Below are 22,530 nucleotides of genomic sequence, written 5' to 3' on the forward strand. Positions count from 1 at the left end.
GCATGACGTAACTTGGGCGCCATGACCACGCCGCCGCCGCCGCAGCCGCCGCAGGGCCCGTACGGAGCACCGCAGGGCCCGTACGGGCCGCCGCCGCAGCCCCCGCAGAACCCGTACGGCCAGCAGGCTCCGTACGGTCAGCAGAGCCCCTACGCCCCGCAGGGCCCGTACGCCCAGCAGCCCGTCCCGGGCCCGCCGCCCTTCGGGTATCCGCAGGGGCCGCCGCCGCAGCAGCCGTTCGGCTTCCCGCAGGGACCGCCGCCGCCCCGGAAGGGGCGGACCGGGCTGATCGTCGGGATCACCGTCGGCGCGCTGGTGGTGGCCGGCGGCATCGTGTTCGGGGTCTCCAAGCTGGCCGACGCCGGGCAGGCCGTGGCCGGCCGGGGTTTCCCGGCGGCCGAGTACCGGCTCACCGTCCCCAAGAAGCTGCTGGACGACGAGTACACGCTGCTCAAGGACTCCTCCTCGACCGACGGCCGGGAGATCGAGGAGACCTACGACCCGAGCATCCGCGACGCGAAGGCCGTCGTCACGCAGTACACCTCGTCCTCCGGCGGCACCCTGATCGTCTCCGGTCTGTGGGGACGGATCAAGAAACCGGAGTTCTCCCGGGACAAGATCCTGGAGGGTGCCACCCAGACGGACGGCATGACCGTCGCCGTACCCGCCAGGGAGTTCACCCCCGACGGGTACGGAATCACCGTGTCCTGCCAGGTCATGCGGTCCAAGGGCGGTGGGGTCACCAGCACTCTTCCCATGTGCGCCTGGGGCGACGGCAACACGGCCGCGTTCGTCGCCGTCGTCACGCCCGAGTCCGCGAGCCAGGACCCGGAGAAGGTCGACCTCGGCAAGGCGGCGCTGGACACCGCGCGGGTCAGGGCCGAGTCGCGCAAGCCGATCACCGCCGCCGGGGGACCGGCCGGATCACCGGGCAGTTCTGTCGCGGGGTGAACACCCTCGGCATGGAGCCGTGTTCACGCGGGTGTGACGGGCGGCCGGCGCGCGGGGCCCGGAGGCCGGGCCTCAGTCCGTCCCCAGCGCCGCCTCCATGACGGACCGTGCGATCGGCGCCGCGCTGCCGCCGCCGCTGATGTCGGCCCGGTCGGCGGCGGCGTCCTCGACGACCACGGCGACCGCGACGGCCGGCCGGGCCGAGTCCCGCGCCTGCGCCCAGGAGATGAACCAGGCGTACGGGGTGCCCGTGTTGTCGATGCCGTGCTGGGCCGTGCCGGTCTTGCCACCGACCGTCACCCCGTCGATCGCCGCGTTGCCGCCGGTGCCGTCCCGCACCACGTCGATCATCATCTGCCGCAGCTCCGTCGCCGTCTGCGGATCCATCGCCCGGTGGTAGGTGCGCGACCCCGTGGTCCGGACGGTGGAGCCGCTGTGCGTGGTCGTACGGTCCACCAGGTGCGGGTACCTGAGCTCGCCGCCGTTCGCCACGGCCGAGGCCACCATCGCCATCTGGAGCGGAGTCGCCGTGGTGTCGAACTGGCCGATCGAGGACAGGGCGAGCTGGTCGTCGCTCATGTCGGTGTCGAAGTTGCTCTTCGCCACTCCGGAGGGGATCTTCAGCCCGGTGTCGTTGAAGCCGAACTTTCCGGCCGCCTCCACCATGCCGTCGAGCCCCACGCGCACGCCGAGCCGGGCCATCACGGTGTTGCAGGAGACCCGGATCGCCTCGGCCAGGGACGCGTCGGCGCAGCCGCTCGCCTCGTCGGGCAGGGTCGTCGAGGTGCCCGGCAGGACGTAGGGGGAGGGGGAGTCGGTGGCGGCGTCCGGGTCGGTCACGACCTCGGCGTCCAGCGCGGCCGCAGCCGTCACGATCTTGAAGGTGGAGCCGGGCGGATAGGTCTGCCGGATGGCCCGGTTGAGCATCGGCTGACTGGTCTGCGCGTTGAGCTCCCGCCAGGCGTCGGTGACGGACGAACCGGTGCCGGAGAGCCGTCCGGGGTCGTACGAGGGCGTCGAGACCAGTGCCAGGATCTTGCCGGTCGTCGGCTCGACGGCCGCGACGGCGCCCCGCCGGCCGCCGAGCCCCTCGTAGGCGGCGCGCTGCATGGAGTCCTTGACCGTGGTGGCGACATCGCCGCCCGGCTGCCGGCTGCGGGTGATCTCGTTCCAGAAGGGGATCGGGGCGAGCATCGGGTCGGTGCCGGAGAGGATCTCGTCCTCGGCGTTCTCGACCAGGGTGGTGCCGTACGTCTGTGAGGCGTATCCGGTCACCGGGGCGTACAGCGGGCCGTGGCGGTAGGTGCGCTCGTAGGCGAGCTGCTCGCCGGTGTCCTTCGAGCCGGTGACGGGTTTGCCGTCGACCAGGATGTTGCCGCGCGCCCGGTCGTAACGGTCGATCGTGTTCCGGCGGTTGGCGGAGTTGTCGTCGAGCGAGGGGGCCTCGAAGACCTGGACGCGTGCGGCGTTCAGCAGCAGCGCCACGAGCAGCAGCAGACAGAAGGCGGCGGCGCGCCGGATGTAACGGATCACGGCCGGGCTCCCCGGGCGGTCGGCGCGTACGTCGGTGCGTACGGGATCACAGCTCGTCCTCCAGGATGGGCGCGATGACTCCGGTCTCCACCTGGTCGGGGTGGGGCCTGCGGGCCTGGTCGCTGACCCGGATCAGCAGCGCGATGATGATCCAGTTGGTGACCACGGACGAACCGCCCTGGGCGAGGAACGGCATCGCCATACCGGTCAGCGGGATCAGCCCCATCACGCCGCCCGCGATCACGAAGACCTGGAGCGCCAGGATCGAGGCGAGGCCGATCGAGAGCAGCCGCCCGAACGAGTCGCGCAGCGCGAGCCCGGCCCGGTAGCCGCGCGCCACCAGCAGCGCGTACAGCATGAAGATCGCGGTCAGCCCGGTCAGGCCGAGCTCCTCGCCCGCTGTCGCCAGGATGAAGTCGGACTTGGCGGCGAAACCGATGAGGATGGAGTGCCCGAGGCCGAGCCCGGTGCCGAGCATCCCGCCCGCCGCGAAGGCGAACAGCGACTGGGCGAGCTGGCTGGGCCCCTGGCCCGCGTCGATGGAGGCGAAGGGGTCGATCCAGTCCTGCACCCGGCTGTGCACGTGCGGTTCGAAGGAACCCACGGCGAACGCGCCGACGGCGGCCAGCAGCAGCCCGACGGCGATCCAGCCGGTCCGGCCGGTCGCCACGTACAGCATGATCACGAACAGGCCGAAGAACAGCAGCGAGGTGCCCAGGTCGCGCTCCAGGACCAGCACGCCGACGCTGAACAGCCAGATCGCCACGATCGGGCCGAGCACCCGGCCGGTGGGCAGCTGCAGCTTCCAGATCCTGCGGCCGGTGTACGCCAGGGCGTTGCGGTTCGCCGCGAGGTAGGCGGCGAAGAACACGGCGAGCAGGATCTTGGCGAACTCGCCCGGCTGGAAGGAGAATCCGCCGACCCGGATCCAGATCTTCGCGCCGTTCACCGCGGGGAAGAAGATCGGCACGATCATCAGGACGAGAGCGGTGGCGACCGAGAGGTACGCGTACCGCTGGAGCACCCGGTGGTCGCGCAGGAACACCACCACCGCGATGAAGAACGCGACGCCGAGCGTGGACCAGACCAGCTGCGTCGTCGCGGCCTGGTCCTTCGGGGTCTCCAGGTCGAGCCGGTAGATCAGCACCAGGCCCAGGCCGTTGAGCAGTACGGCGATGGGCAGCAGCAGCGGATCCGCGTACGGGGCGCGGAAGCGGACGGCGAGATGGGCGAGCAGGGCCAGCAGGCCGAGGCCGCCGCCGTACCCGGCGACATCGGGCGGGACCGCGTCGTTCCTGGCCAGACCGACGGCGGCGTAGCCGTAGACGGAGATCAGGACGGCCCCGAACAGGAGCGAGAGTTCCACGCCGCGCCGCTTGGGCAGGCGCAGCTCGGGCGGGGGTGCGTCCGCTGTCGTTGCGGTCATGCCACGCAACGTAGCAAGAGGTGGGGACTATTTCCCTTATGTCCCAGCATGGAGGTTCGCGGGGTCCCGCAGCGGCGGTGGTCAGGACCCGGGTTTTGGTGGCGGGCCGTCAGGACCGGGAGCCGGGCGGCTTCTCGGCCTCGTCGTCGTCCTCCTCGTCCTCGCCGGGTACGTACTCCGGCAGCGTCAGCCGCGCGAGGGCCCCGCCGTCCGCCGCGTTCTCGAAGACCAGCCGGGCGCCCATCACCCGGGCCTGCCCGGCCGCGATGGTCAGGCCGAGGCCGTGCCCCTTGCTGCCGCCCTCGGTACGGAAGCGCTGCGGGCCGTCCTGCGTCAGATAGGCGGGGAAGCCCTCGCCGTGATCGCGCACCGTCACCACCGGCCCGTCGACCGTCAGCACGACCGGCGGGCGGCCGTGCCGGTGCGCATTGCTGATCAGGTTGCCCAGCACCCGCTCCAGCCGCCGCCGGTCCGTCTCCACGCGCACCGGCGGCCCGTCCTCGACCACCTCGGCCCCGGTGCCGGTGTCCGACGCGGCGACCACCCGCCGGGCGAGCGGCGCCAGTTCGTACACATCCAGATCGACCTGCTCGGTGCGGGTGTCGAGCCGGGAGATCTCCAGCAGGTCCTCGGTGAGGGCGCGCATCGCCTGGACCCGGTCCTGGACCAGTTCGGCCGGGCGGCCGGGCGGCAGGAGCTCCGCGGCGGCGGACAGGCCGGTCAGCGGGGTGCGCAGCTCGTGCGCGACATCGGCGGTGAAGCGCTGTTCGGTCAGCAGCTTGCGCTGGAGCGCCGAGGCCATCGTGTCCAGCGCACCGGCGACGATCGCCACCTCGTCCTGCCGCCGCGAGGGATCGGCCGTACGGGGGTCGTTGACGCGGGCGTCGAGGTCGCCGGCCCCGATCCGGCGGGCCACCCGCGCGGTCTGGTGCAGCCGCCGCGTCACCCGGGTGACGGCGAACCCGCCGGCCAGCAGTGTGGCGCCGATCGCCAGCAGCGAGGAGCCGATGATCGCGCCGTCCAGGCCGTTGATCGTGCGGGCGCTCTGGCTGTAGTCGATCCGGGTCGCCAGCGCGTGGCCGTCGGCCGGGGCGGCGGCCCACATCGTCGGATGGCCGAGGCGTTCGGCGACCATGGTGCCGCGTTCCCCGGCCACCGCCAGCTCGCGCAGCGACGCGGGCAGGCCCGGCGGATCGAGACCGGCGCGCGGCGGCAGCGCCTCGCCCGCCTCGTAGGCGGCGGTGACGTCCGCCAGCCGGGCCAGCGCCTTCTCGCGGGCGTGGCCCACCGTCTGGCGGGTGACCGCGGTGTGCACCAGCACGCCCAGCAGGGCCGCGAGCACGCAGCACATCACGGTGATGAAGACCGCGGACTTCCAGGTCAGCGTCGCGGTCCAGGCGGGCATCCGCAGCCCGCGCCGGCCGGGGGCCGCCCGCCGCCGGCTCACCGGCGCTCCACCGACACGGCCGCCGAGGGCGCCGCGGTGGGTGCGGCGGTCGGCAGCGCGGTGGGCGGCGCCGCCGTCGGGGCGGCGGAGGGCAGCTCGCCGGGCCGTTCGGAGGGGCGGGGGCCCGGCGGCTGCCGCCGGCCGGGCTCCGGCTGCGGGGTCATCCGCAGGATGCCGTCCTGGGTGGGCAGCATGGCGCGCTGCCTGCTGTCCCAGGACCAGGCCGTGCGGTACTCGTACCCGGTGATGGCCGACGGCGCCCGCATGATCAGGTCCCGGCCGGCCAGCTCCACGCTGATCACCGCGTCCGAGGTGGACATGATCCGGGTCAGCCCGCTCGGCTCCGGCATGTAGACCCGCACGGACAGCTGGCGGTCGGCCAGCTTGACGGCGAGGACCAGCTCGTCCTTGCCGTCGCCGGTCAGATCGCGGTAGTACGGCGCGAGCACCGGGCAGTCGTCCGGCGCGGTCCGGCAGGCGTTGATCCGGCGGACCGCCGAGGCCGGGAGCTCGTCCGTACCGCTGGCCCGGTCGGGGCGTGCCTTCAGCCCCGCCCGCACCACCGCCACCGGGTCCAGCCGGTGCACGTCGCCGCCCGGAACCGTGATGCCGGGGATGTGCGCGGTCTCGCCCTCGCCGTAGTCGTACGGAGCGGCGGAGGCGGGCGGCAGCTCCGGCCAGAGCCGGGCCGGGCCGATGGCGGCCGGGGCCGGCCCGGTGCTCTTGAGCCCGCCGCCGGTGCCGCATCCGGCCAGCAGGGCGGCGCCGGCCAGCAGCGCCGCCGCGCGGGGCCGCGCCCGGTGCTGCGCACGCATGGCTTTCTCCGTTCCCGAGGTCCGTCGAGCCGGTGGGCACGCGCTCGCGCACGGCCCCGGCTCCACCGACCTTATTCGGAAGGAAGTCTCTTATGCGTATTTAGTGCTGATACGGGTTCTGGCCCTGGCCCTGCGCTCCCGGCACCGAGCCCGGCTGCTGCTGCGACTGTCCGAACGGGTTGCCGCCCTGCGACGCCACGTGCTGGGCCATCAGCTGCTCGGCCTGCTCCTTGGGAATCTGCTGCTCACCACCGCAGAAGGTGCACTGCGTGGCGAACTTCGTCGAGAAGGGGAACAGCGGCACGAAGAACAGCGTGAACTTCGTGACCCGCTTGCGCAGGGTGTGCGCGGACGGGTTCCCGCACCAGCCGCAGACCATCGTCATGACGGCCAGTTGGTAGAGATAGCCTCGCGTACCGAAAATGATCATGTTGTGGGTCCCTTCCCCGTATTACCCATGAGCGCCCGGCGGCAGAGCGCCAGGAGCTTCTCGTCCTCGTATGTGTCATGGCTGCCGTAGCCGCCGTCCATCGCGTTGTGACGGCGTACGGAGGCGAGCTCGGCGCGCAGCACGTGTGCCGCGTCCGACCCTGCACCAGCGGCCCCCATCCGCGCCAGGCATTCGGCCACCCGAACCCTGACATGGCGGTTCTGCTCCCAGGCCGCCAGGAGTACCGGAACGGACTCCCGGGCCCGCCCGGAAACCTCCCACAGCGCGATCGCCGCGTCCACCCGCAGCCACAGCTCCTCGTGCCCCAGCAGCGCCCGCAGACGCGGCGCCGTCACCTCCGCCCGCGCCCCGAGCCGGCCCAGCGCGCTCGCCGCCGCCCGCCGCTCGTGCGCGTGCTCCGCCTGGAGCCCCTCGATCAGGACCGGCAGCACGGCCGACGCGTCCCCGTCGACCGCCCAGAGGGCCTCGGCCGCCTCCGTGGCCGCCGAGGTGCCGGGACGCCGGATCATCGCCCGCAGCTCCGGCACCGCACAGCGCGCGGCGGGACCGAACGAGCCGAGCGCCCGCAGCGCCGCCGTGCGCAGCCACTCGCCGCGGTACTCCGGAGCCCCGCGCAGCACCCGCAGCACCTCCGGCGCCGCCTCGCCCGCCCGCAGCGCCGTCAGCCCGGCCAGCAGCGGGCTCGCCCGGTCGTACGCCCCCTCGTCGAGGCCCACCTCACCGAGCCTGCGCCGCAGCGCACCGGCCAGCGGACGGGCCGCCGCCCCCAGGTAGCCGATGGCGAACCCCACGTCGTGCGGCACCTCGGGCCGCTCCAGCGCGGCGGCCAGCGCGGGCACGGCACGGGCGTCGCCCAGCCGCGACAGCGCCTTCACCGGGCTGCCGAGGCCGGGCGGCCCGCTCGCCCACTCCTTCACCCAGGCGCCCGGATCCGCCGCCACCCGGGCCGCCAGCGCGTCGGCGGCCGGTGCGGCCAGCCCGAACAGCTCCTCCAGGACGTGCGACGCGGCCTCGGCCAGCCTCGGCTCGGCCGCACCGAGCTGCTCGCCGACCAGCCGCACCAGCTCCGAGTAGGAACCGCGCCAGGCCCGGATCAGGCCACTGCTCATCCGCACCGCGTCGATGCGCTGCCAGCGGTCGGGGCTGCACAGCTGATCGGTCAGCAGCGCCGTCCGCTCGGCGACCCGGTCGTCGAGACCGACATGCAGGGTGCGCAGCAGATCGGCCGTCCAGGGCGCCGTGCGGCCCGCGCTCTCCTCTGCCGACATCGCCCGCAACTGCCCCACCAGCGTCACCGGCGCGGCCCGCTCCTCGGTCCCGGCCGGCTCCGGCTCGCTGTGCGCCTCCGTACCCCGGCACCCCGGCTCCGTGCCCCCCGCCGGGGGCGACGAGCGCAGCTGGCGCAGCAGCCCAGCCACCACCCGCACCACATCGCCCGGCAGCGCCTGCGGTGCGCAGCGTGCCAGCTGGGCCAGGGCCGCCAGCCGCAGCCCCGGCGGATGCGCCTCGGCGGCCAGCCGGCTCAGCCAGTCCGCTATCTGGTCGGTCAGCGGGCGGTGGCGCAGCGCGACCCGCCCCGCCGCCTCGACCAGGGCGAGCCGCACCTCCTCGTCCGGTTCCACCGCGAGCCGCTCCCGCAGCAGCGACAGGACCCGCGCGGGGTTGCCGTGCAGGGTGGCCAGGGCCAGCGGGGCGGAGACCCGCACCCCCGGGTCGTCGTCGGCCATCAGCGCGAAGAACACCCCGGCGCCCGCGCTGACGGCCGCCGCCGCCATCGCGTAGTTCGCCGCGCCCTCGATCTCGTCCTCGTCTATCTCGTCCTCGTCGTCCTCGTCGAGGTCGATGCCGCCGATGCTGGTGAGCAGCTCGACGATGCCTCCCCGGTCCGGGACCGCCGGGTCCACGACCAGCTCGAAGAGGAAGGGAATGCAGGCGAGGGTGCACGCGTAGACGTCACCCTGGTGGTGCACGGCCCCGTACATGCCGTCCAGCGCCCCCTCGCGCTCCGCCGGATCGGCGGACGCGAGGCCCTGGAGCAGGCCGGGCACATCATCGGCAGGCCCGTAGGCATGCTCCATCGAGGCCCAGTCGACCTCGTCGATCCCCGCGAACACGCCATCGCCTCCCCACGCCTTACAACCTCACCCACGATGGCCGGCGGCGTCGCGGGTGAGGCCGTCACCACGAAGCAGTGTCTTGCGCAGAGTGTGCACCACCGCTACGACAATCCACCCGCCACATGCGGCCTTTTACCATTGGACATGACAACAATGGCAGTGGTGCGGTATGCCCCGGGGCCGCGGCGCTCCGAAGCTACGCCGTGTCCGGAATCGGACGCCCCCGGCCCGGTTCGTTGAGCGGCCCGAGCAGATCCCCGTACCGCGCCAGCCGTTCCGCCATGTCGCCGGCCAGGAAGACCAGCTCCCCGGGCTCCCGGCACTCCTCGATCTCCGCCCAGGTGACCGGGGCGGACACGGAGGGTTCGGCCCGCGCGCGCAGCGTGTAGGGGGTGGCGGTCGTCTTCGCGGCCGCGTTCTGGCTGAAATCGACGAACACCTTCCCCGGCCGCAGCGCCCTCTTCATCCGGTGTACCACCAGGTCCGGAAGCTCCAGCTCCGCCTGCACGGCCAGCCCCTTGGCGTACGCCGACACCCGTTCGGACGGCGTGGGCTCCAGCGGTACGAGCAGGTGCAGCCCCTTGGAGCCCGAGGTCTTCCCGTACGCCTCCAGACCGTCCCCGGCCAGCCGCTCCCGCAGCCAGCGGGCGACCTCGCAGCACTCCACGACGCTCGCGGGCTCTCCCGGGTCCAGGTCGAACACCAGCCGGTCGGCCACTCCCGGCGACCCGGCCCGCCACTGCGGGGTGTGGAACTCCACCACCAGGTTGGCCGACCACATCAGCGAGGCGAGATCCCCCACGACGGGCTGCCTGGCCGCTTCGTTGCCGTGGTGCGGCACCGGCGCCGTCCGTACCCAGGACGGCGTACCGGGGGGCGGGTTCTTGGTGAAGAAGCGCTGCCCGTCCGGCCCGTCCGGATAGCGCAGGAATGACACGGGCCGCTCCCGCAGATGCGCCAGCAGCGCCTCGGCGGCCGTGGCCGCGTAGTAGTGCAGCACCTCGCCCTTGGTGGTGCCGGTGGCCGGATACAGCACCTTGTCCAGATTGCTGAGCGTCAGGCGTCGCCCCTCCACCTCTGTGATCGGCGTCATACGATAAGAATCACATGTAATCCGTCAATCCGGATCTGTGGCGGCTTGTACACATCAATGACTGTCTCGGCGGAATTGACTGTCCCGGCAGATATCGCGGACGCAAGGGGTGACCGGTGAGGTCCATATGGAACGGCGCCATCTCCTTCGGCCTGGTCAGCATCCCGGTCAAGCTGATCAACGCCACCGAGAACCACGCGGTCTCCTTCCGCCAGATCCACCTCACCGACGGCGGCCGGGTCCGCTACCGCAAGGTGTGCGAGCTGGACGGGGAGGAGGTGACGGCGGCCGAGATCGGCAAGGGCTACGAGGACGAGGACGGCTCGGTGATCCCGATCACCGACGAGGACCTCGGCTCGCTCCCGCTGCCGACGGCCAAGACGATCGAGATCGTCGCCTTCGTGCCGGCCGATTCGATCGACCCGCTCCAGATGGACGCGGCCTACTACCTCTCCGCCAACGGGGTCCCGGCCGCCAAGCCGTACACCCTGCTGCGCGAGGCGCTGAAGCGGAGCCGGAAGGTCGCCGTCGCCAAGTACGCGCTGCGCGGGCGCGAGCGCCTCGGGATGCTGCGGGTCGTGGACGACGTGATCGCGATGCACGGCCTGCTCTGGCCGGACGAGATCCGAACCCCCGAGGGGGTCGCCCCGGACACCGGCGTGAAGGTGCGCGCCGCCGAACTCGACCTGGCCGACGCCTTGATGGCCACGCTCGGCGAGGTCGAGATGGACTCGCTGCGCGACGACTACCGGGAGGCGGTCGAGGAGCTCGTCGCCGCCAAGGTCGCCGGCGAGGTGCCGCTGCGGGCGGAGCCCGAGGACACCGGCGGCAAGGTGATCGACCTGGTCGCGGCCCTGGAGAGCAGCGTCCGGGCGGCAAAGGAGGCCCGCACGGGCGGGGCGCAGGGGGACGGCGAGGACGCGCCGGTCGCGAAGGTCACCTCGATCGCGGACCGCAAGTCGTCGGGCGCGAAGAAGTCCACGGCTGCCGGGACGACGGCGAAGAAGACGACGGCGAAGAAAACGACGGCCGGGGGCGCGAAGAAGTCGACGGCGAAGAAGACGGCTACGGCCAAGAAGACGGGGGCCAAGAAGACGGGGGCCAAGAAGACGGCGGCGAAGAAGCGGACCGGTGCGAAGAGCGCCCCGCGCAAACGCACCTCGGCCTGACCTGGCCGCCTCACCGGCCACGCCGACCGCTTCCCGGACGGCCGAACGGCCGTCACAGGGCTCGCGCCCCGGGACGGCCGTCCGTGTACTCGTCCGTGTACTCCCGCTCCCGCTACCTGATCAGAGGATCAGTGCTTGCGGTAGGAGCTCACGTATCCGGGGGCCGGAGTTCCGACACCCGTCACGTCGTCGTAGCCACGCACCGCCGACAGCGAGGCGTCCTTGCCGAGGCTCCGCACCGAGGTCAGCAGACCGTCGGCCGCGTCGTACCCGTTGGCGAAGTCCACCCGGGCGACGGCGAGGCCGTGCCCGGCGCCCAGCGGGTGGTCCGTCACGTCGTGGTACGCCTTCGAGAAGTACCGGTCGTAGATCGCCGGGTTGGCGAACCCGAGCGGCCTGCCCCGGTTGGCCTGCTGCGAGAGGGCCTGGACTCCGGCGATGACCGGAGCGGCGAGCGAGGTGCCGCCGATGCGGTACTCGTCGTAGCCCAGCGATCCGTCGGGCATCGTCTGGGTCTGGCCGACCAGGAAGCCGGTGTTCGGGTCGGCGACGGCCGCGATGTCCGGAGCGGTGCGCATCCGGGTCTTGCCGTTGGCCTTCGCCAGCGAGTCCGGCACGACGCCGCGCTGGTAGAACGGCTGCTCCACGGTGGAGCTGGTGCCGCCGCCCGCGCCCGAGGTGTAGGCGCCGGGGAACCCCTTCCAGCTCTTGCCGTCGGCCGACAGGGGAGCGTTCGTGGTCCCCCAGCCGGTCTCCCACTTGTAGGCGTCGTGCTTGCCGACGGCCAGCGACGTACCGCCGACCGAGGTCACCCAGGCGGAGTTCGCGGGGACGTCGATCTGCTTCGTGCCGGTCGAGGCGACGTTGTCGCCGGCGTCACCGGAGGAGAAGTAGAAGCCGATGCCCTCGATCGCGCCCATCTGGAACACCTGGTCGTACGCGAGCGCCAGGTCGGGGGTCTGGTTGGCCTCGACATCGCCCCACGAGTTGGAGACGATGTCCGCGAGCCGGTGGTCGACGACCTTGTTCAGCGAGTCCAGCAGATCGTTGTCGTAGCAGGACGCGCCGCCCACGTACACGATGTCCGCGGCGGGCGCGACGGCGTGCACGGCCTCGACGTCGAGGGTCTCCTCGCCGTACCAGCCGGAGGCCCCGCACTCCTCGGTCTTCGTGTAGTCGTCCGGCAGCACCTGGCTGAACTGCCCGCGCTTGTACCGGGCGTCGCCGTTGCGCTTGGCGTACTTGGCGGCGTCCTCGGCGATGGTGGGGGAGGCGTACGCGTCGGTGATCGCGACGGTCACGCCCTTGCCGGTGTAGCTGCCCGCCCCGTACGCGGCGCGCAGCTGCTTGCCGGTGTACCCCTTGACCGCGTACGGCACCTTGGACCCGTACGCGCTCGGCAGGGTGGAGGCGGTCTTCGACCCGTAGTACGACGAGGTCGGACCGGAGTTGCGGAACACAGCGTCCGGCGGCGGGAGCACCTCGTCGTGGCTGGACTTGTGCGGCGCGTTGTCCAGACCCGATACGGCGAGCACGTCATCGCTCAGCGCGGCCGGCACGGAAGCGGTGGAGGCCGGGGCGCGGTAGGTGTGGGCGCCCTTGCGGTAGTTGCGCAGCTGGGTGCTGAACGCCTTCTCGGTCCGGGCGACTTCACCGGTGGCCGAAACGTAGTGCTGGTTGGCGCCCGTGACGGTCAGGCCGCTCGACTTCAGCCACTTGCTGACCCGGTCGATCTGGTCCTGGGTCGCCCCGAACCGTGCCTGCGCCTGCGCTGCGCTCAGGTACTTCCCGTACGACGCCGACTGCGGGTCGGAGACGGCGGCCGCGTAGGCGGTCAGCCCCTTCGCGTCCCGCCCGGCGAGATGGACCCGGACGGCGACCTTTCCGCTGTCGGCCGTGGCGCCCTGGTCGGCCGTGGCGGTGGCCCAGGCCGGCTTGGTGCCCTGCAGCGCATCCCTGCCGCTCGGTGCGGAGTCCGCTGCTGCGTTGGGTATCCCGAGGGCGAGCGCTCCGGCGAGCAGTGGCAGTGTCGCTGCCATGCTCAGCCCGGCGCGTCGTCCGGCGCGGCTGATTCTCAAAGTAACCCCCTGCGATGTGGGTCTCGCGTGCGGAGCATGTGCCGAATGATGTGCACATGTAATGCGCCACTCTGGCGAGCAACGCCTCATGTACGGGGCATGTAATGACCAAGAATCGGCCAAAGGCCTTTCCGGTGGGGGAGGTTCGCACCGTATGGCCGGAGATCAACGGATCCCGCCGGGTGTCTCCGGACAGTGCCGGGCGACCCCCGCGCCGGGGCCGGCCGGAATACCGGGCCCCGGCGGCCGCGGCCCAGTAAGGTACGGAACGCCGCGACTGGCGCGTACCCCTCACCGGGGTACTCAGTGGAATCGACCACGGGGGAGCGGCACCCCCCGGGCCCGCCCGGGGTGTCATCGCCGGAGAGCCGTCCGCCTGGGCATCCGGGTCCACGCCGCAGCACGCGGCCGACCCGGGAGGATCCCGTGACCGCATCCGTACCCTCGAACCCCCGCCACCCCGCCCTGGCGGCGGCAGATCCGGAACTCGCCGCACTGGTCGCCGCCGAGGAGCGGCTCCAGGCCGACACCCTCCGCCTGATCCCCAGTGAGAACTACGTATCGGCGGCCGTGCTCGAAGCCTCGGGGACCGTGCTCCAGAACAAGTACTCCGAGGGCTACCCCGGCAAGCGGTACTACGAAGGCCAGCAGATCATCGACCAGGTCGAGACGCTCACCGCCGAACGGGCCAGGGCGCTCTTCGACATGGACCACGCCAACGTGCAGCCGTACTCGGGCTCACCGGCCAACCTCGCCGTCTACCTGGCCTTCCTCAAGCCCGGCGACACCGTGCTCGGCATGGCCCTCCCCATGGGCGGCCACCTCACCCACGGCTGGGGCGTCTCCGCCACCGGCACCTGGTTCAACGGTGTCCAGTACGGGGTCCGGCGAGACACCGGCCGCGTCGACCTGGACGAGGTCCGAGACCTGGCCCTCACGGAGCGCCCGAAGCTGATCTTCTGCGGCGGCACGGCCGTCCCCCGCGAGATCGACTTCGCCGGGTTCGCCTCCATCGCCCGCGAGGTGGGCGCCGTCCTGGTCGCGGACATCGCCCACATCGCCGGCCTGATCGCGGGCGGCGCCCACCCCTCGCCCGCGCCGCACGTGGACGTCGTCTCCACGACCACCCACAAGACCCTGCGCGGCCCGCGCGGCGCGATGCTGCTCAGCCGCGCCGAACACGCCCGCGCCATCGACCGCGCCGTCTTCCCGGGCCTCCAGGGCGGCCCGCACAACCAGACCACGGCAGCCATCGGCGTAGCCCTGCGGGAAGCGGCCACCCCGGAGTTCCGGACGTACGCCCACGAGGTGGTGGCCAACGCCCGCGCCCTCGGTGAGCAACTGGCCGCCCGCGGCTTCGACCTCGTCTCCGGCGGCACGGACAACCACCTGCTGCTCATCGACCTCACCACCAAGGACGTCCCCGGCAAGGTGGCGGCCAAGGCCCTGGACCGCGCGGGCATCGTCGTGAACTACAACGCCGTCCCGTACGACCCCCGTAAGCCCTTCGACCCCTCGGGCATCCGGATCGGCACCCCGGCCCTCACATCACGAGGCATCCCCGCCTCGGAGATGGCCACGGTCGCGGGCTGGATCGACCGCGCCGTCACCGCGTCCCGCACCGGCGACGAACCGGCCGTCGCCAAGGTCCGCGCCGAGGTGAAGGACCTGATGGACGGCTACCCGGCACCGGGGCTGCCGGTGTCGTAACCCGTGCCCGGGACGGGGCGGCGCCAAGAACGGACCCGGCGCCGCCCCGTCCCGGGAGGCGTGGCTGGCCCTGTCGGCCGCTGCGAGCGGCTCAGCCCAGCCCACGGACGAAGGCACGCCAGGCGCCCGCGGTGAAGGCGATCACGGGACCGGCCGGACGCTTGCTGTCGCGGACAGGGACGAGGTGGGGGGTGTTTTCAGCGACTTGGACACACTCGTTGTTGCCGCCGCTGTACGTGCTGGTGCGCCACCTCGCGCCCGAGAGGTCCGGCGAACTGTGGTGTGCGCTTTTCATGCTCTGTGCTCCTTGGCCCGACGATGGATGATGGTGCGAGACTCTGTCGGGGAGAGAGCGGACGTACGCGCGGCATCAAAAAGGTCCTGGTAGCGGGCGACGTCCGCTTCGCGCTCCAGCCACATGGAACCCGACGGGTTGTCCGCCAGAACCACATCGAGCGCGCCCTCCTCGGGAAATCCCAGCAGTACGTACGGGCCGAACATACTCGCATGGGCTCCACGGGAGAACGGCAGTACCTGCACGGTCACGTTGGAGTTCTCGGAGCTGGCCAACAAGTGCTCCAACTGCGCGTTCATGACTTCCGCTCCCCCAACCTGCTGGAGGAGGACCGCCTCGGAAAGTACAGCCCACACGTGCAACGGCTGTTCGTCCGCCAACCGTTCCTGTCGAGCCAGGCGGACTTGGACGAACTTGTCGATCTCGTCTGCTGTCTTCCACTGCTGTGAAGCTACGGTCACGGCCCGAATGTACTCGGGGGTCTGAAGCAGTCCCGGGACGAGCTGTGCCTGAAACGTACGAATCGAACCGGCCATCGCTTCCAGGGCGATGTAGTCCCGGTAGGTGTCGGCCAGGACTGATCCGTATTGGTTCCACCACCCCTCGCGGCGTCGACGGTTGGCCTTGCGCGCCAACGCGCTCAGGCGGTCGGCAGTTTCCGGATCAGACACCTCGTAGGCGTGGAGCATTGCTGCCAGGTCGGGCAGCCGCACCGCGACGCGGCCGTTCTCAATCCGGCTGATCTTGCCCTTGGTGCAGTCGAGCGCCTCTGCTGCTTGGGCAGTTGTCAGCCCTGCAGTCTCCCGGAACCGTCGTAGCTCCTCGCCAAGTTGGCGCCCAAGGACGGTCGACGGGGTGGCAGTGGTGCGTTGCGCAGGCATGAGGACACCTTTAGCAAAGTGGCGGCTCGGAGGAGGTGAGGTTACTCGAAAGAGGGAAAATCGGCATGATGTCGGTTGGCAACGTTGCAGAAACGCATGTTGTCAGGCCATTCTGCTGGCTACGGGGATGGCGCTGCTTGATCTGAACCAGCCCATCTCTCCAGGGGATTCCGGCCGACGTCGACCTTCTTGGAGCTGCCATGGCTACACCGAAAGAAGTGACCTTCAGGCTCTCGCGCTGCCGCAGCAGCGTTCCCAGGGCCCGGGCGGCACTGAGAGCCAAACTCGGGGAGTGGCGGGCGGTCCAGGCGGCAGCAGCGGACGCCGAGTTGATCCTCTCGGAGCTGGTGACCAACGCCGTACGGGTGCCCGTGCCCGGTGACCGGATGGTGGGCGTACGCATCGAGTGCCGGGGGAGGGGCGAACTCCTGCGGCTGGAGGTGAGCGACGCGGGGGCGGGCCGGCCGGAGGTGCAACGGCCCGGCGAACTGGACAAGGGCGGGCGCGGGCTCCTGCTCGTTGAGGCGCTGGCACACCGCTGGGGCGTGGACGAGCGCCGGGCCGGAATCGGCAAGACGGTGTGGGCGGAACTCCTGGCGCCGGGCGCCGACCCCGCCCCCGCAGAGGCCCGGATCGCGGCGGTGTCCGTCCGGCCCGGCCAGTGCGTACGCGCATGGGGCGCCTGGCACACGGTTCGCGCGGTACGGAGCGAGCGGTACGCATCGGGAGGACTGGCGGTCCTCATCGTCCTGGCCGACGGAGGCCCGGCCCTGCGCCTGCACGCGGCCGAGCAGGTGACCGTACGGACAACAGCACCGGCGGCCGAGAGCCGGGGCAAGGCGGCGGCGGGCCCGGTGGTCTCGTCGTGAGGGCGCTCTGGAAGAGGCTGCTCCGGCGCCGGGTACCTGACCGGCTGCCGCGTTTCACTGGCACACTGACGCAGCTGACCGATGGCCGGCTGATCGTCATCAGCAGGGCGGGTCAACCGGTGGCGAGGAGGCTTCTGCCGCCACCGCCACCCCCGAGGCCGCAACCGCAACCGCAGTGGCGGCGGCCGGGGCGGGGTTCGCTGCGGGGCCGTATCCGTATCCCGGCGGACTTCGACGATGCGCGCGCCTCGGTGGCGGAAGCGCTGGGGATGCGCTGATGCGACTTCTTCTCGATACGCGCGTGGTCATGTGGTGGATCGCCGACTCACCACAACTGCCCGCGTCATGCAAGGAGCTTCTGGAGACCGCGCCCGCCGTGTATGTCAGCGCGGTGTCGGCTTGGGAGATCACCGTCAAGCAGTATCTCGGCGGCTTCGAGGGTCCCGGAGACCTGGCCGAACAGGTGCGGGATCTCCAGTTCGGCGCCCTGCCCATCACAGCCGCGCACGGCGTCCGGGCGGGCCGGCTGCCGATGGTGCACAGCGATCCGTTCGACCGGATACTGATCGCCCAGGCGCAGGCCGAGGGGTTGGCGCTGGTCACCCGGAGCCCGTGGATTCCTCAGTACGACGTACAGGTCATGCCGGTCTGGCGGGTCTGACCTGCCTGTTGCGCGGGCGGGCGGGCCGGCCGGCGCCAGTACCCTGAACCCCGTTCGCACTAGCTGGGGGAGACATGGCAAGCAGGTTCACCGAGTTGACCGTTGACTGCCACGATCCGGAGAGGCTGTCGGCCTTCTGGTGCGAGGTCCTGGACTTCAAGGTGATCGACCGGAGCGCGGGCCAGGTCGAGATCGGCTCCTGGGAGCCGACCGTCGAGGATGTCCGGGCCGGTCAGATGCCGCCGACCGTGGTGTTCATTCAGGTGCCCGAGGACAAGACGGTGAAGAACCGGCTCCACCTCGACGTCAGCCCGATCGACCGCGGCACCGAGGACGAGGTGAGCAGACTGCTCGGCCTCGGCGCCACCAGGGCGGACGTGGGCCAGGGCCCGGACCGGAACTGGGTGGTCATGGCGGACCCCGAGGGCAATGAGTTCTGCGTCCTGCGCACGCTGGCCCCGTAGAACCAGGGCCTGTTGCCCGCAGAGCGCCATCGGCCCGCACAACGAACTGTCGCCCACGACGACGTCCGAATGCCGCCAGCAAGATCATCCCGCGTCGAGCACCCTGGCGGCATGACGATGCCATCCACCGCAGACTCGACGACCGTTCTCACCGGCATGTACGCGGCTGAGGCGGAGTACCTGGCGGCAGGCGGCCCCGACGAGGCCTCGTTCGACCTGCTCGCCCCCTTCTTCGCACCGGACGTCGAGCTGCACCAGGCAGACGCTCTGCCCTACGGAGGTACGTGGCGTGGGCACACGGGCATGGCGCAGTTCTTCCGCGTGATGGGGGAGGTGTGGGAGTCGTTCGAGATGGTGAAGCAGGAGTTTCTCGCCACCGGCGAAACTGCGGTGGTGCTCACCCAGGTCCGTGCTCGCGTGCGTGCGACCGGCCGCGAGCTCAGCTTCCCGATTCTGCAAACGATCACGGTCAAGGGCCGGCGGATCACCGAGGTCCGTCCGTTCTACTGGGACACGCGGGCCATCGCCGACGCCTGCTCCGGGATCACCATTCATGAGAACGGCCGTGCGTGACGTCCGCGGCCCATAGCCCCTGGCTCACGACATCGCTGCGGCGCGGTCCAGCGTGAACCAGAACGTCGGGACCGGGTTCGTACCGGGCGTCACGTCGGCCAGCCGCCACCCGGTGAACCTGGTGGCGAGTTCGTCGGCGGTGACGCCGGAGATCGGGTCGTCGAACGCCTCGGGCCCGTAGCCGAACATCAGCAGTCGTGCGCCGGGGGCGGCACGCTTCGTGAGGCCGGCGGCATAGGCGTCGCGGCGGTGCGGCGGGATTCCGCAGTAGCAGCTCAGATCGAAGAACAGGTCGTACGGGCCGGGCACGTCCATCTCGTCGAGCCGGGTGGCGTCCCCGCACACCACCGTGACGTCTGCTCCGGCCTCGGCCGCCTTCTCCCTCGCCTGCCGGACCGCGCGGTCGACCAGGTCGACGGCCGTCACCCGCCAGCCGTGCCGGGCCAGGTACACCGCGTTGGTCCCGGTGCCGCAGCCGAGTTCGAGTGCCCGGCCGGGCATCGGCGCGCCGGGCCCTTCCACCAGGGCCACCAGTTCGGGCGGCGTGACGCCACTGTCCCACGGCGGCTCACCGTTCCGGTAGTAGTCCTCCAGCATGCGGCGCACGGCCGCCTCCTGGTCGAGCTCCGCAGCCGTCCGAGCCTCGTTCATCGCTACCTCTCCAAAGGCTAGAGTTCAGCTCTAGTGATTAACTCTAGAGATAGACTCCGGTCATGGATGGAGTCAAGGGATCCGACGGAAGCGTCAAGCGCCCCGGTAAGCAGGCCGAGCGCTCGCGGCGCACTCGCGAGAAGATCGTGGCGGCGGCGCGGGACCTGTTCGTCGCGCAGGGGTACGGCGCGACGAGCCTTCAGGAGGTCGCGGATCGCGCGGGTGTGGCCGTACAGACCGTGTACTTCGTGTTCCGCAACAAGCGCGCGCTGTTCAAGGACGTCGTCGACACATCCATCGCTGGGGACGCCGAACCGGTCGCCACGATGGACCGGGACTGGTTTCGCGCCGCGTGCGCCGAGCCCACCGCAGCCGGTCAACTACGCGCTCATGTACGGGGTGTACGCGACATGCTGGGCCGAGTCGCCCCGATCGTGCCGTTGATCGCCGCTGCCGCGGCCACGGACCCGGAGATCGCCGCGCAGTGGCCCGCCGACGCCGACCCGCGCTATACCGTCCAGCACGCCGCGGCGAAGGCACTGACGTCCAAACCCGACGCTCGCCCCGACGTCGACACCACCCGCGCCGCCGACCTGCTGTACGGGCTCCTCAGCCCCGAGCTGTACCTGATCTTCGTACGCGACCGGGGCTGGTCCCCCGACGCCTGGGAGGAGTGGGCCCGCACGGCCCTGACCGCCGACCTCTGCACCGACGGCGAGTAGGCCACGACCCCCCTTCGGCGGCAGTCGCCGAAGCAACGTCAACGGCCGGCAGCTGCCGCTGTTGTGGACGTCGGCCCCACCAACAACTCTGCTGGACAGCCCTTAGGCTGCCTGGCCAACCGTCAGGTCAGCCCATCGCAAGGAACGTGATCAGCTCTTCTTCAGCTCCTCGGCGAGCATCACAAGGATGCCGCTGGGGCCACGTAGGTACGTGAGCTTGTAGACGTCCTGATAGGTCGCCACACCGCGCAGCGGATGGCATCCGTGCTTCGCGGCTGTCTCAAGGGCCTTGTCGATGTCGTCGACCGAGAAGGCGACGCGATGCATGCCGATCTCGTTGGGAAGGGTGGGCTCCGTCTCGATCGCTTCGGGGTGGATGTACTCGAAGAGCTCAAGACGACCCTGACCGTCCGGTGTCTGGAGCATCGCGATCCTGGCGTGATTGCCGTCAAGGCCGACGGCGGTGTCGGTCCACTCACCACTGACCGTGTCACGGCCGAGGACCGTGAGGCCGAGGTCGGTGAAGAAGGAGATCGCCGCTTCGAGGTCGCGAACGGCGATGCCGACGTTCTCAAGTTTGATGCCCATGTTTCGCATGCTACCGAGCCGTGCTGACAGGGGCCGTCCGTCAACGACACGGCCGAGCTGTCGTGCGGGCCCGGCCGCTCATTCGCGCGTAGTCGTAAACCGGGGACCAATCGCCAGGGTCGCCCATACGATCGAATACCTACTGAGGCGCCGGAAGGATCCAGATGCAGGCTTCCGAGTTATCCGCTGCGGCGGTCAGGGTGCTGACCGGGTCCACGCCGGCCTCGGCAGAGCAGGCCACAGCGGTTCGCGAAATGATCTGGGGCCGGCTCGGACGGACCGCGCTGGGGTCTTCCGCCCTCGCCCGCCTGCACGAGCAGCCCGGTGCGGGGTCGTCGGGCATCGTCGAATCCGTGATCGCAGACGAGTTGCTGGCGGACCCGGAGTTCGCCGACCGGTTGCGTGCAGCCCTTCAGCCGGCTCCCACCTCGGCGACGTATGACCACTCTCCCGACGTCACCGCAGGACCTCCGCCTCCTATGGCACCTGCCGGACCGGCTGTGCCTCCGCTCCTGGGCGCCCCGGACCCCGCAGAGGTGCGGAAGGTGTGGCTCCTGGGACTCCCGCAACTCCTGCTGTGCTACGTCGTCCTGTTCCTCCTGAGTGCGGCCGGATTGAACGGACTGGCCGGAACTCTTCTGTTCCTCCTCATTTCCGGTGGCCTGGCCGCCTACGGACTTCGGTGCGGTGCCACCCTCCTGCGCTACACACGAGGCCCCTGGCTCATCGCCGGAACAGTGCTTGCCGGCCTCGTACTGATCCGGATGGTTGTCTCGCTCCTCGCACTCCTCACTGTCTGAGCGCCTCACCGGCAGAGCCCCAACACTGCTGCCGATGGCCCAAGTTGGGTAACCCAGCTCAGGATTCCATGCTGACAGTCAGCCCCGGGGCCGGAACACAGCTGACCACATCTCGTCGTTGCTCCCGAGAACGACTCCTGCCAGTCTGCAATGCAGGTTCGACAACGGGGTTGATGCGGCGGCTGTGCCTGCCCGGCGTTCGACGCGGCCGATTTGGCCGGCAGGCCTGCTGTCGAAGGGAAAGAGGGGCACGAGTACCCAAGCCATAACATGACATGCAGATGCTTGAAAGGCGATGGAAAGTAGTTCCGTGATTAAGATTATCTTCTCGGTGCGATCAGGGCAGGGAGAACCGAGTGGATTCGATCTCGGTGACATCATCTGCGAGGGAGAAAATGGAACGGCGAGGTCTTCCGGTCATACTCCCGACCAAGGAATGATGATCTATCTTTCTGTGACTCTTCTGCTTGACTCCCTGAGGCTGCTTTTCTCCGGAGAGGAGAGGAGGGCCTCGTTCACGGGTGCCGATACGTCATTTCGACTCGATTTCAGGCGAGACAAAAGGGGAATCATATGGGTGTCGACAAGAGATGAATTGCTAGGTAAGTCGAGCCTGGATGAGCTCGCACATGCGGTTCTCCGTCCGGCTCTAGAGCTCGCTGATGGGTACACATCGGATCCCTCGGTGAGGGACTCGGTGAGAAGTGACTATATTTCAGCTGTGCAGGATTTTGGCGCGACAATTTTATGAACCTCTTCCGATCTTAGGCCGAAATGTGGTGAAGGAGGGCGATGGTCTTCAGGGTGCCGGGTCCAGGAGTAGTGCGATGAACGGATACTCGATATCTCGGCAGGGATCGACGGATTCGCCGACTACGGATGAGGTGTGGTCCAAGCTCGCCCCGTCGATGCTTCACAGCATCTCTCAGTGCGACACCCACCGATTGGAAATCGAGCGAGATCGGGTTGCGCCCAAGTTTCGCGAGCACATAACGGATCCGTTGTATTCCGTCAGGAATCGCTTCTCGTTCTGGGAGCATCTTGTCCGCAGGATGGAGTCTGACTGGCAACTGCCGGGGCAGTACCTGATCAGCGATTACGTCAATGATCTGGATTCCCGCTATGGCTTGCAGATTGCCATAGAGCTCGTAACACGATCTTGTTGATGTTGGCTGGTGAGGCGTAACCGGTGTGATGATTCGGCCGTTCGTGAGGGTGTGGGTACTCGACCGTGGA

At 70.3% G+C, this 22,530-nt stretch carries 22 protein-coding genes and 1 riboswitch; of the genes, 10 read left to right on the forward strand and 12 right to left on the reverse strand.

Annotated elements, in window-relative coordinates; translation table 11 throughout:
- Positions 1-21 precede the first annotated feature (21 nt).
- Positions 22-951: a hypothetical protein gene (locus tag ACGFU6_RS34205; RefSeq protein ID WP_393616460.1), complete on the forward strand. Its 930-nt coding sequence runs from the start codon at positions 22-24 to the stop codon at positions 949-951.
- A 72-nt stretch (positions 952-1,023) separates the two neighbouring features.
- On the opposite strand, the gene ACGFU6_RS34210 is transcribed toward ACGFU6_RS34205, so the two are convergent.
- The 7 genes from ACGFU6_RS34210 to ligD form a co-directional block, all read right to left on the reverse strand.
- Positions 1,024-2,484: a peptidoglycan D,D-transpeptidase FtsI family protein gene (locus ACGFU6_RS34210; protein ID WP_393616461.1), complete on the reverse strand. Its 1,461-nt coding sequence runs from the start codon at positions 2,482-2,484 to the stop codon at positions 1,024-1,026.
- A gap of 46 nt (positions 2,485-2,530) precedes the next feature.
- Positions 2,531-3,910, reverse strand: coding sequence for an FtsW/RodA/SpoVE family cell cycle protein (locus ACGFU6_RS34215; protein ID WP_393616462.1), 1,380 nt, complete (start codon positions 3,908-3,910; stop codon positions 2,531-2,533).
- A gap of 109 nt (positions 3,911-4,019) precedes the next feature.
- On the reverse strand, positions 4,020-5,357 hold the full coding sequence (locus ACGFU6_RS34220) for an ATP-binding protein (protein ID WP_393616463.1): 1,338 nt from the start codon (positions 5,355-5,357) through the stop codon (positions 4,020-4,022).
- Complete coding sequence (locus tag ACGFU6_RS34225) at positions 5,354-6,172, reverse strand: hypothetical protein (protein ID WP_393616464.1); 819 nt, start codon at positions 6,170-6,172, stop codon at positions 5,354-5,356. The genes ACGFU6_RS34220 and ACGFU6_RS34225 overlap by 4 nt, the downstream gene beginning before the upstream one ends.
- Before the next feature lie 100 nt (positions 6,173-6,272).
- Positions 6,273-6,602, reverse strand: coding sequence for a zinc-ribbon domain-containing protein (locus ACGFU6_RS34230; protein ID WP_393616465.1), 330 nt, complete (start codon positions 6,600-6,602; stop codon positions 6,273-6,275).
- Positions 6,599-8,737: a HEAT repeat domain-containing protein gene (locus tag ACGFU6_RS34235; protein WP_393616466.1), complete on the reverse strand. Its 2,139-nt coding sequence runs from the start codon at positions 8,735-8,737 to the stop codon at positions 6,599-6,601. The genes ACGFU6_RS34230 and ACGFU6_RS34235 overlap by 4 nt, the downstream gene beginning before the upstream one ends.
- A 199-nt stretch (positions 8,738-8,936) precedes the next feature.
- Entirely contained in the window at positions 8,937-9,833 is an 897-nt protein-coding gene (gene ligD / locus ACGFU6_RS34240; protein ID WP_393616467.1) for a non-homologous end-joining DNA ligase, read from the reverse strand.
- A gap of 116 nt (positions 9,834-9,949) precedes the next feature.
- Between ligD and ACGFU6_RS34245 the strand changes: the two genes are divergently transcribed.
- Positions 9,950-11,002 carry a Ku protein gene (locus tag ACGFU6_RS34245; RefSeq protein ID WP_393616468.1) on the forward strand — a complete coding sequence of 351 codons (1,053 nt, stop codon included), beginning with the start codon at positions 9,950-9,952 and terminating at the stop codon, positions 11,000-11,002.
- Positions 11,003-11,130: 128 nt separating this feature from the next.
- Here the strand turns inward: ACGFU6_RS34245 and ACGFU6_RS34250 are convergent, their stop codons facing one another.
- Positions 11,131-13,041: a protease pro-enzyme activation domain-containing protein gene (locus ACGFU6_RS34250; protein ID WP_393616469.1), complete on the reverse strand. Its 1,911-nt coding sequence runs from the start codon at positions 13,039-13,041 to the stop codon at positions 11,131-11,133.
- Between the two features lie 302 nt (positions 13,042-13,343).
- Positions 13,344-13,469, forward strand: a riboswitch (ZMP/ZTP riboswitch).
- Positions 13,470-13,506: 37 nt separating this feature from the next.
- Here ACGFU6_RS34250 and glyA point away from each other — a divergent pair.
- Positions 13,507-14,790, forward strand: coding sequence for a serine hydroxymethyltransferase (glyA, locus tag ACGFU6_RS34255; protein ID WP_393616470.1), 1,284 nt, complete (start codon positions 13,507-13,509; stop codon positions 14,788-14,790).
- 91 nt (positions 14,791-14,881) lie between these two features.
- Here the strand turns inward: glyA and ACGFU6_RS34260 are convergent, their stop codons facing one another.
- On the reverse strand, positions 14,882-15,085 hold the full coding sequence (locus tag ACGFU6_RS34260; RefSeq protein ID WP_393616471.1) for a DUF397 domain-containing protein: 204 nt from the start codon (positions 15,083-15,085) through the stop codon (positions 14,882-14,884).
- Entirely contained in the window at positions 15,082-15,966 is an 885-nt protein-coding gene (locus ACGFU6_RS34265; RefSeq protein ID WP_393616472.1) for a helix-turn-helix domain-containing protein, read from the reverse strand. The genes ACGFU6_RS34260 and ACGFU6_RS34265 overlap by 4 nt, the downstream gene beginning before the upstream one ends.
- 200 nt (positions 15,967-16,166) lie before the next feature.
- Between ACGFU6_RS34265 and ACGFU6_RS34270 the strand changes: the two genes are divergently transcribed.
- From ACGFU6_RS34270 to ACGFU6_RS34285, 4 genes are all read left to right on the forward strand, one after another.
- A complete protein-coding gene (locus tag ACGFU6_RS34270; protein ID WP_393616473.1) occupies positions 16,167-16,835 on the forward strand; it encodes an ATP-binding protein in 669 nt (222 codons plus the stop codon).
- Positions 16,836-17,112: 277 nt separating this feature from the next.
- On the forward strand, positions 17,113-17,496 hold the full coding sequence (locus ACGFU6_RS34275) for a type II toxin-antitoxin system VapC family toxin (RefSeq protein WP_393616474.1): 384 nt from the start codon (positions 17,113-17,115) through the stop codon (positions 17,494-17,496).
- Between the two features lie 74 nt (positions 17,497-17,570).
- Complete coding sequence (locus ACGFU6_RS34280; RefSeq protein ID WP_393616475.1) at positions 17,571-17,960, forward strand: VOC family protein; 390 nt, start codon at positions 17,571-17,573, stop codon at positions 17,958-17,960.
- A 111-nt stretch (positions 17,961-18,071) separates the two neighbouring features.
- Positions 18,072-18,533 carry a nuclear transport factor 2 family protein gene (locus ACGFU6_RS34285; protein WP_393616476.1) on the forward strand — a complete coding sequence of 154 codons (462 nt, stop codon included), beginning with the start codon at positions 18,072-18,074 and terminating at the stop codon, positions 18,531-18,533.
- Between the two features lie 24 nt (positions 18,534-18,557).
- Here ACGFU6_RS34285 and ACGFU6_RS34290 read toward each other — a convergent pair whose 3' ends face one another.
- A complete protein-coding gene (locus tag ACGFU6_RS34290; protein WP_393616477.1) occupies positions 18,558-19,184 on the reverse strand; it encodes a class I SAM-dependent methyltransferase in 627 nt (208 codons plus the stop codon).
- Positions 19,185-19,246: 62 nt separating this feature from the next.
- Here ACGFU6_RS34290 and ACGFU6_RS34295 point away from each other — a divergent pair, with 62 nt between their 5' ends.
- Positions 19,247-19,906 (forward strand): TetR/AcrR family transcriptional regulator, encoded by a 660-nt coding sequence (locus tag ACGFU6_RS34295; RefSeq protein ID WP_393616478.1) that lies wholly within the window; start codon positions 19,247-19,249, stop codon positions 19,904-19,906.
- Between the two features lie 150 nt (positions 19,907-20,056).
- Here ACGFU6_RS34295 and ACGFU6_RS34300 read toward each other — a convergent pair whose 3' ends face one another.
- Positions 20,057-20,494 carry a VOC family protein gene (locus ACGFU6_RS34300; RefSeq protein WP_393616479.1) on the reverse strand — a complete coding sequence of 146 codons (438 nt, stop codon included), beginning with the start codon at positions 20,492-20,494 and terminating at the stop codon, positions 20,057-20,059.
- Between the two features lie 164 nt (positions 20,495-20,658).
- On the opposite strand from ACGFU6_RS34300, the gene ACGFU6_RS34305 reads away from it, so the two are divergent.
- Positions 20,659-21,294 (forward strand): hypothetical protein, encoded by a 636-nt coding sequence (locus ACGFU6_RS34305; RefSeq protein ID WP_393616480.1) that lies wholly within the window; start codon positions 20,659-20,661, stop codon positions 21,292-21,294.
- A gap of 310 nt (positions 21,295-21,604) precedes the next feature.
- Positions 21,605-22,045, forward strand: coding sequence for a hypothetical protein (locus ACGFU6_RS34310; RefSeq protein WP_393616481.1), 441 nt, complete (start codon positions 21,605-21,607; stop codon positions 22,043-22,045).
- The last annotated feature ends 485 nt before the right edge of the window (positions 22,046-22,530 follow it).

It is taken from the genome of Streptomyces sp. NPDC048462 (genome assembly GCF_043200175.1).
In the GTDB taxonomy this organism is placed as follows: Bacteria; Actinomycetota; Actinomycetes; order Streptomycetales; family Streptomycetaceae; genus Streptomyces.

Coding starts and splice junctions, on each gene's coding strand:
- ACGFU6_RS34205 (WP_393616460.1), top strand. CDS start 22: ATGACCACGCCGCCGCCGCCGCAGCCGCCGCAGGGCCCGTACGGAGCA.
- ACGFU6_RS34215 (WP_393616462.1), bottom strand. CDS start 3,910: ATGACCGCAACGACAGCGGACGCACCCCCGCCCGAGCTGCGCCTGCCC.
- ACGFU6_RS34225 (WP_393616464.1), bottom strand. CDS start 6,172: ATGCGTGCGCAGCACCGGGCGCGGCCCCGCGCGGCGGCGCTGCTGGCC.
- ACGFU6_RS34230 (WP_393616465.1), bottom strand. CDS start 6,602: ATGATCATTTTCGGTACGCGAGGCTATCTCTACCAACTGGCCGTCATG.
- ligD (WP_393616467.1), bottom strand. CDS start 9,833: ATGACGCCGATCACAGAGGTGGAGGGGCGACGCCTGACGCTCAGCAAT.
- ACGFU6_RS34250 (WP_393616469.1), bottom strand. CDS start 13,041: ATGGCAGCGACACTGCCACTGCTCGCCGGAGCGCTCGCCCTCGGGATA.
- ACGFU6_RS34260 (WP_393616471.1), bottom strand. CDS start 15,085: ATGAAAAGCGCACACCACAGTTCGCCGGACCTCTCGGGCGCGAGGTGG.
- ACGFU6_RS34265 (WP_393616472.1), bottom strand. CDS start 15,966: ATGCCTGCGCAACGCACCACTGCCACCCCGTCGACCGTCCTTGGGCGC.
- ACGFU6_RS34270 (WP_393616473.1), top strand. CDS start 16,167: ATGGCTACACCGAAAGAAGTGACCTTCAGGCTCTCGCGCTGCCGCAGC.
- ACGFU6_RS34275 (WP_393616474.1), top strand. CDS start 17,113: ATGCGACTTCTTCTCGATACGCGCGTGGTCATGTGGTGGATCGCCGAC.
- ACGFU6_RS34280 (WP_393616475.1), top strand. CDS start 17,571: ATGGCAAGCAGGTTCACCGAGTTGACCGTTGACTGCCACGATCCGGAG.
- ACGFU6_RS34285 (WP_393616476.1), top strand. CDS start 18,072: ATGACGATGCCATCCACCGCAGACTCGACGACCGTTCTCACCGGCATG.
- ACGFU6_RS34290 (WP_393616477.1), bottom strand. CDS start 19,184: ATGAACGAGGCTCGGACGGCTGCGGAGCTCGACCAGGAGGCGGCCGTG.
- ACGFU6_RS34295 (WP_393616478.1), top strand. CDS start 19,247: ATGGATGGAGTCAAGGGATCCGACGGAAGCGTCAAGCGCCCCGGTAAG.
- ACGFU6_RS34300 (WP_393616479.1), bottom strand. CDS start 20,494: ATGGGCATCAAACTTGAGAACGTCGGCATCGCCGTTCGCGACCTCGAA.
- ACGFU6_RS34305 (WP_393616480.1), top strand. CDS start 20,659: ATGCAGGCTTCCGAGTTATCCGCTGCGGCGGTCAGGGTGCTGACCGGG.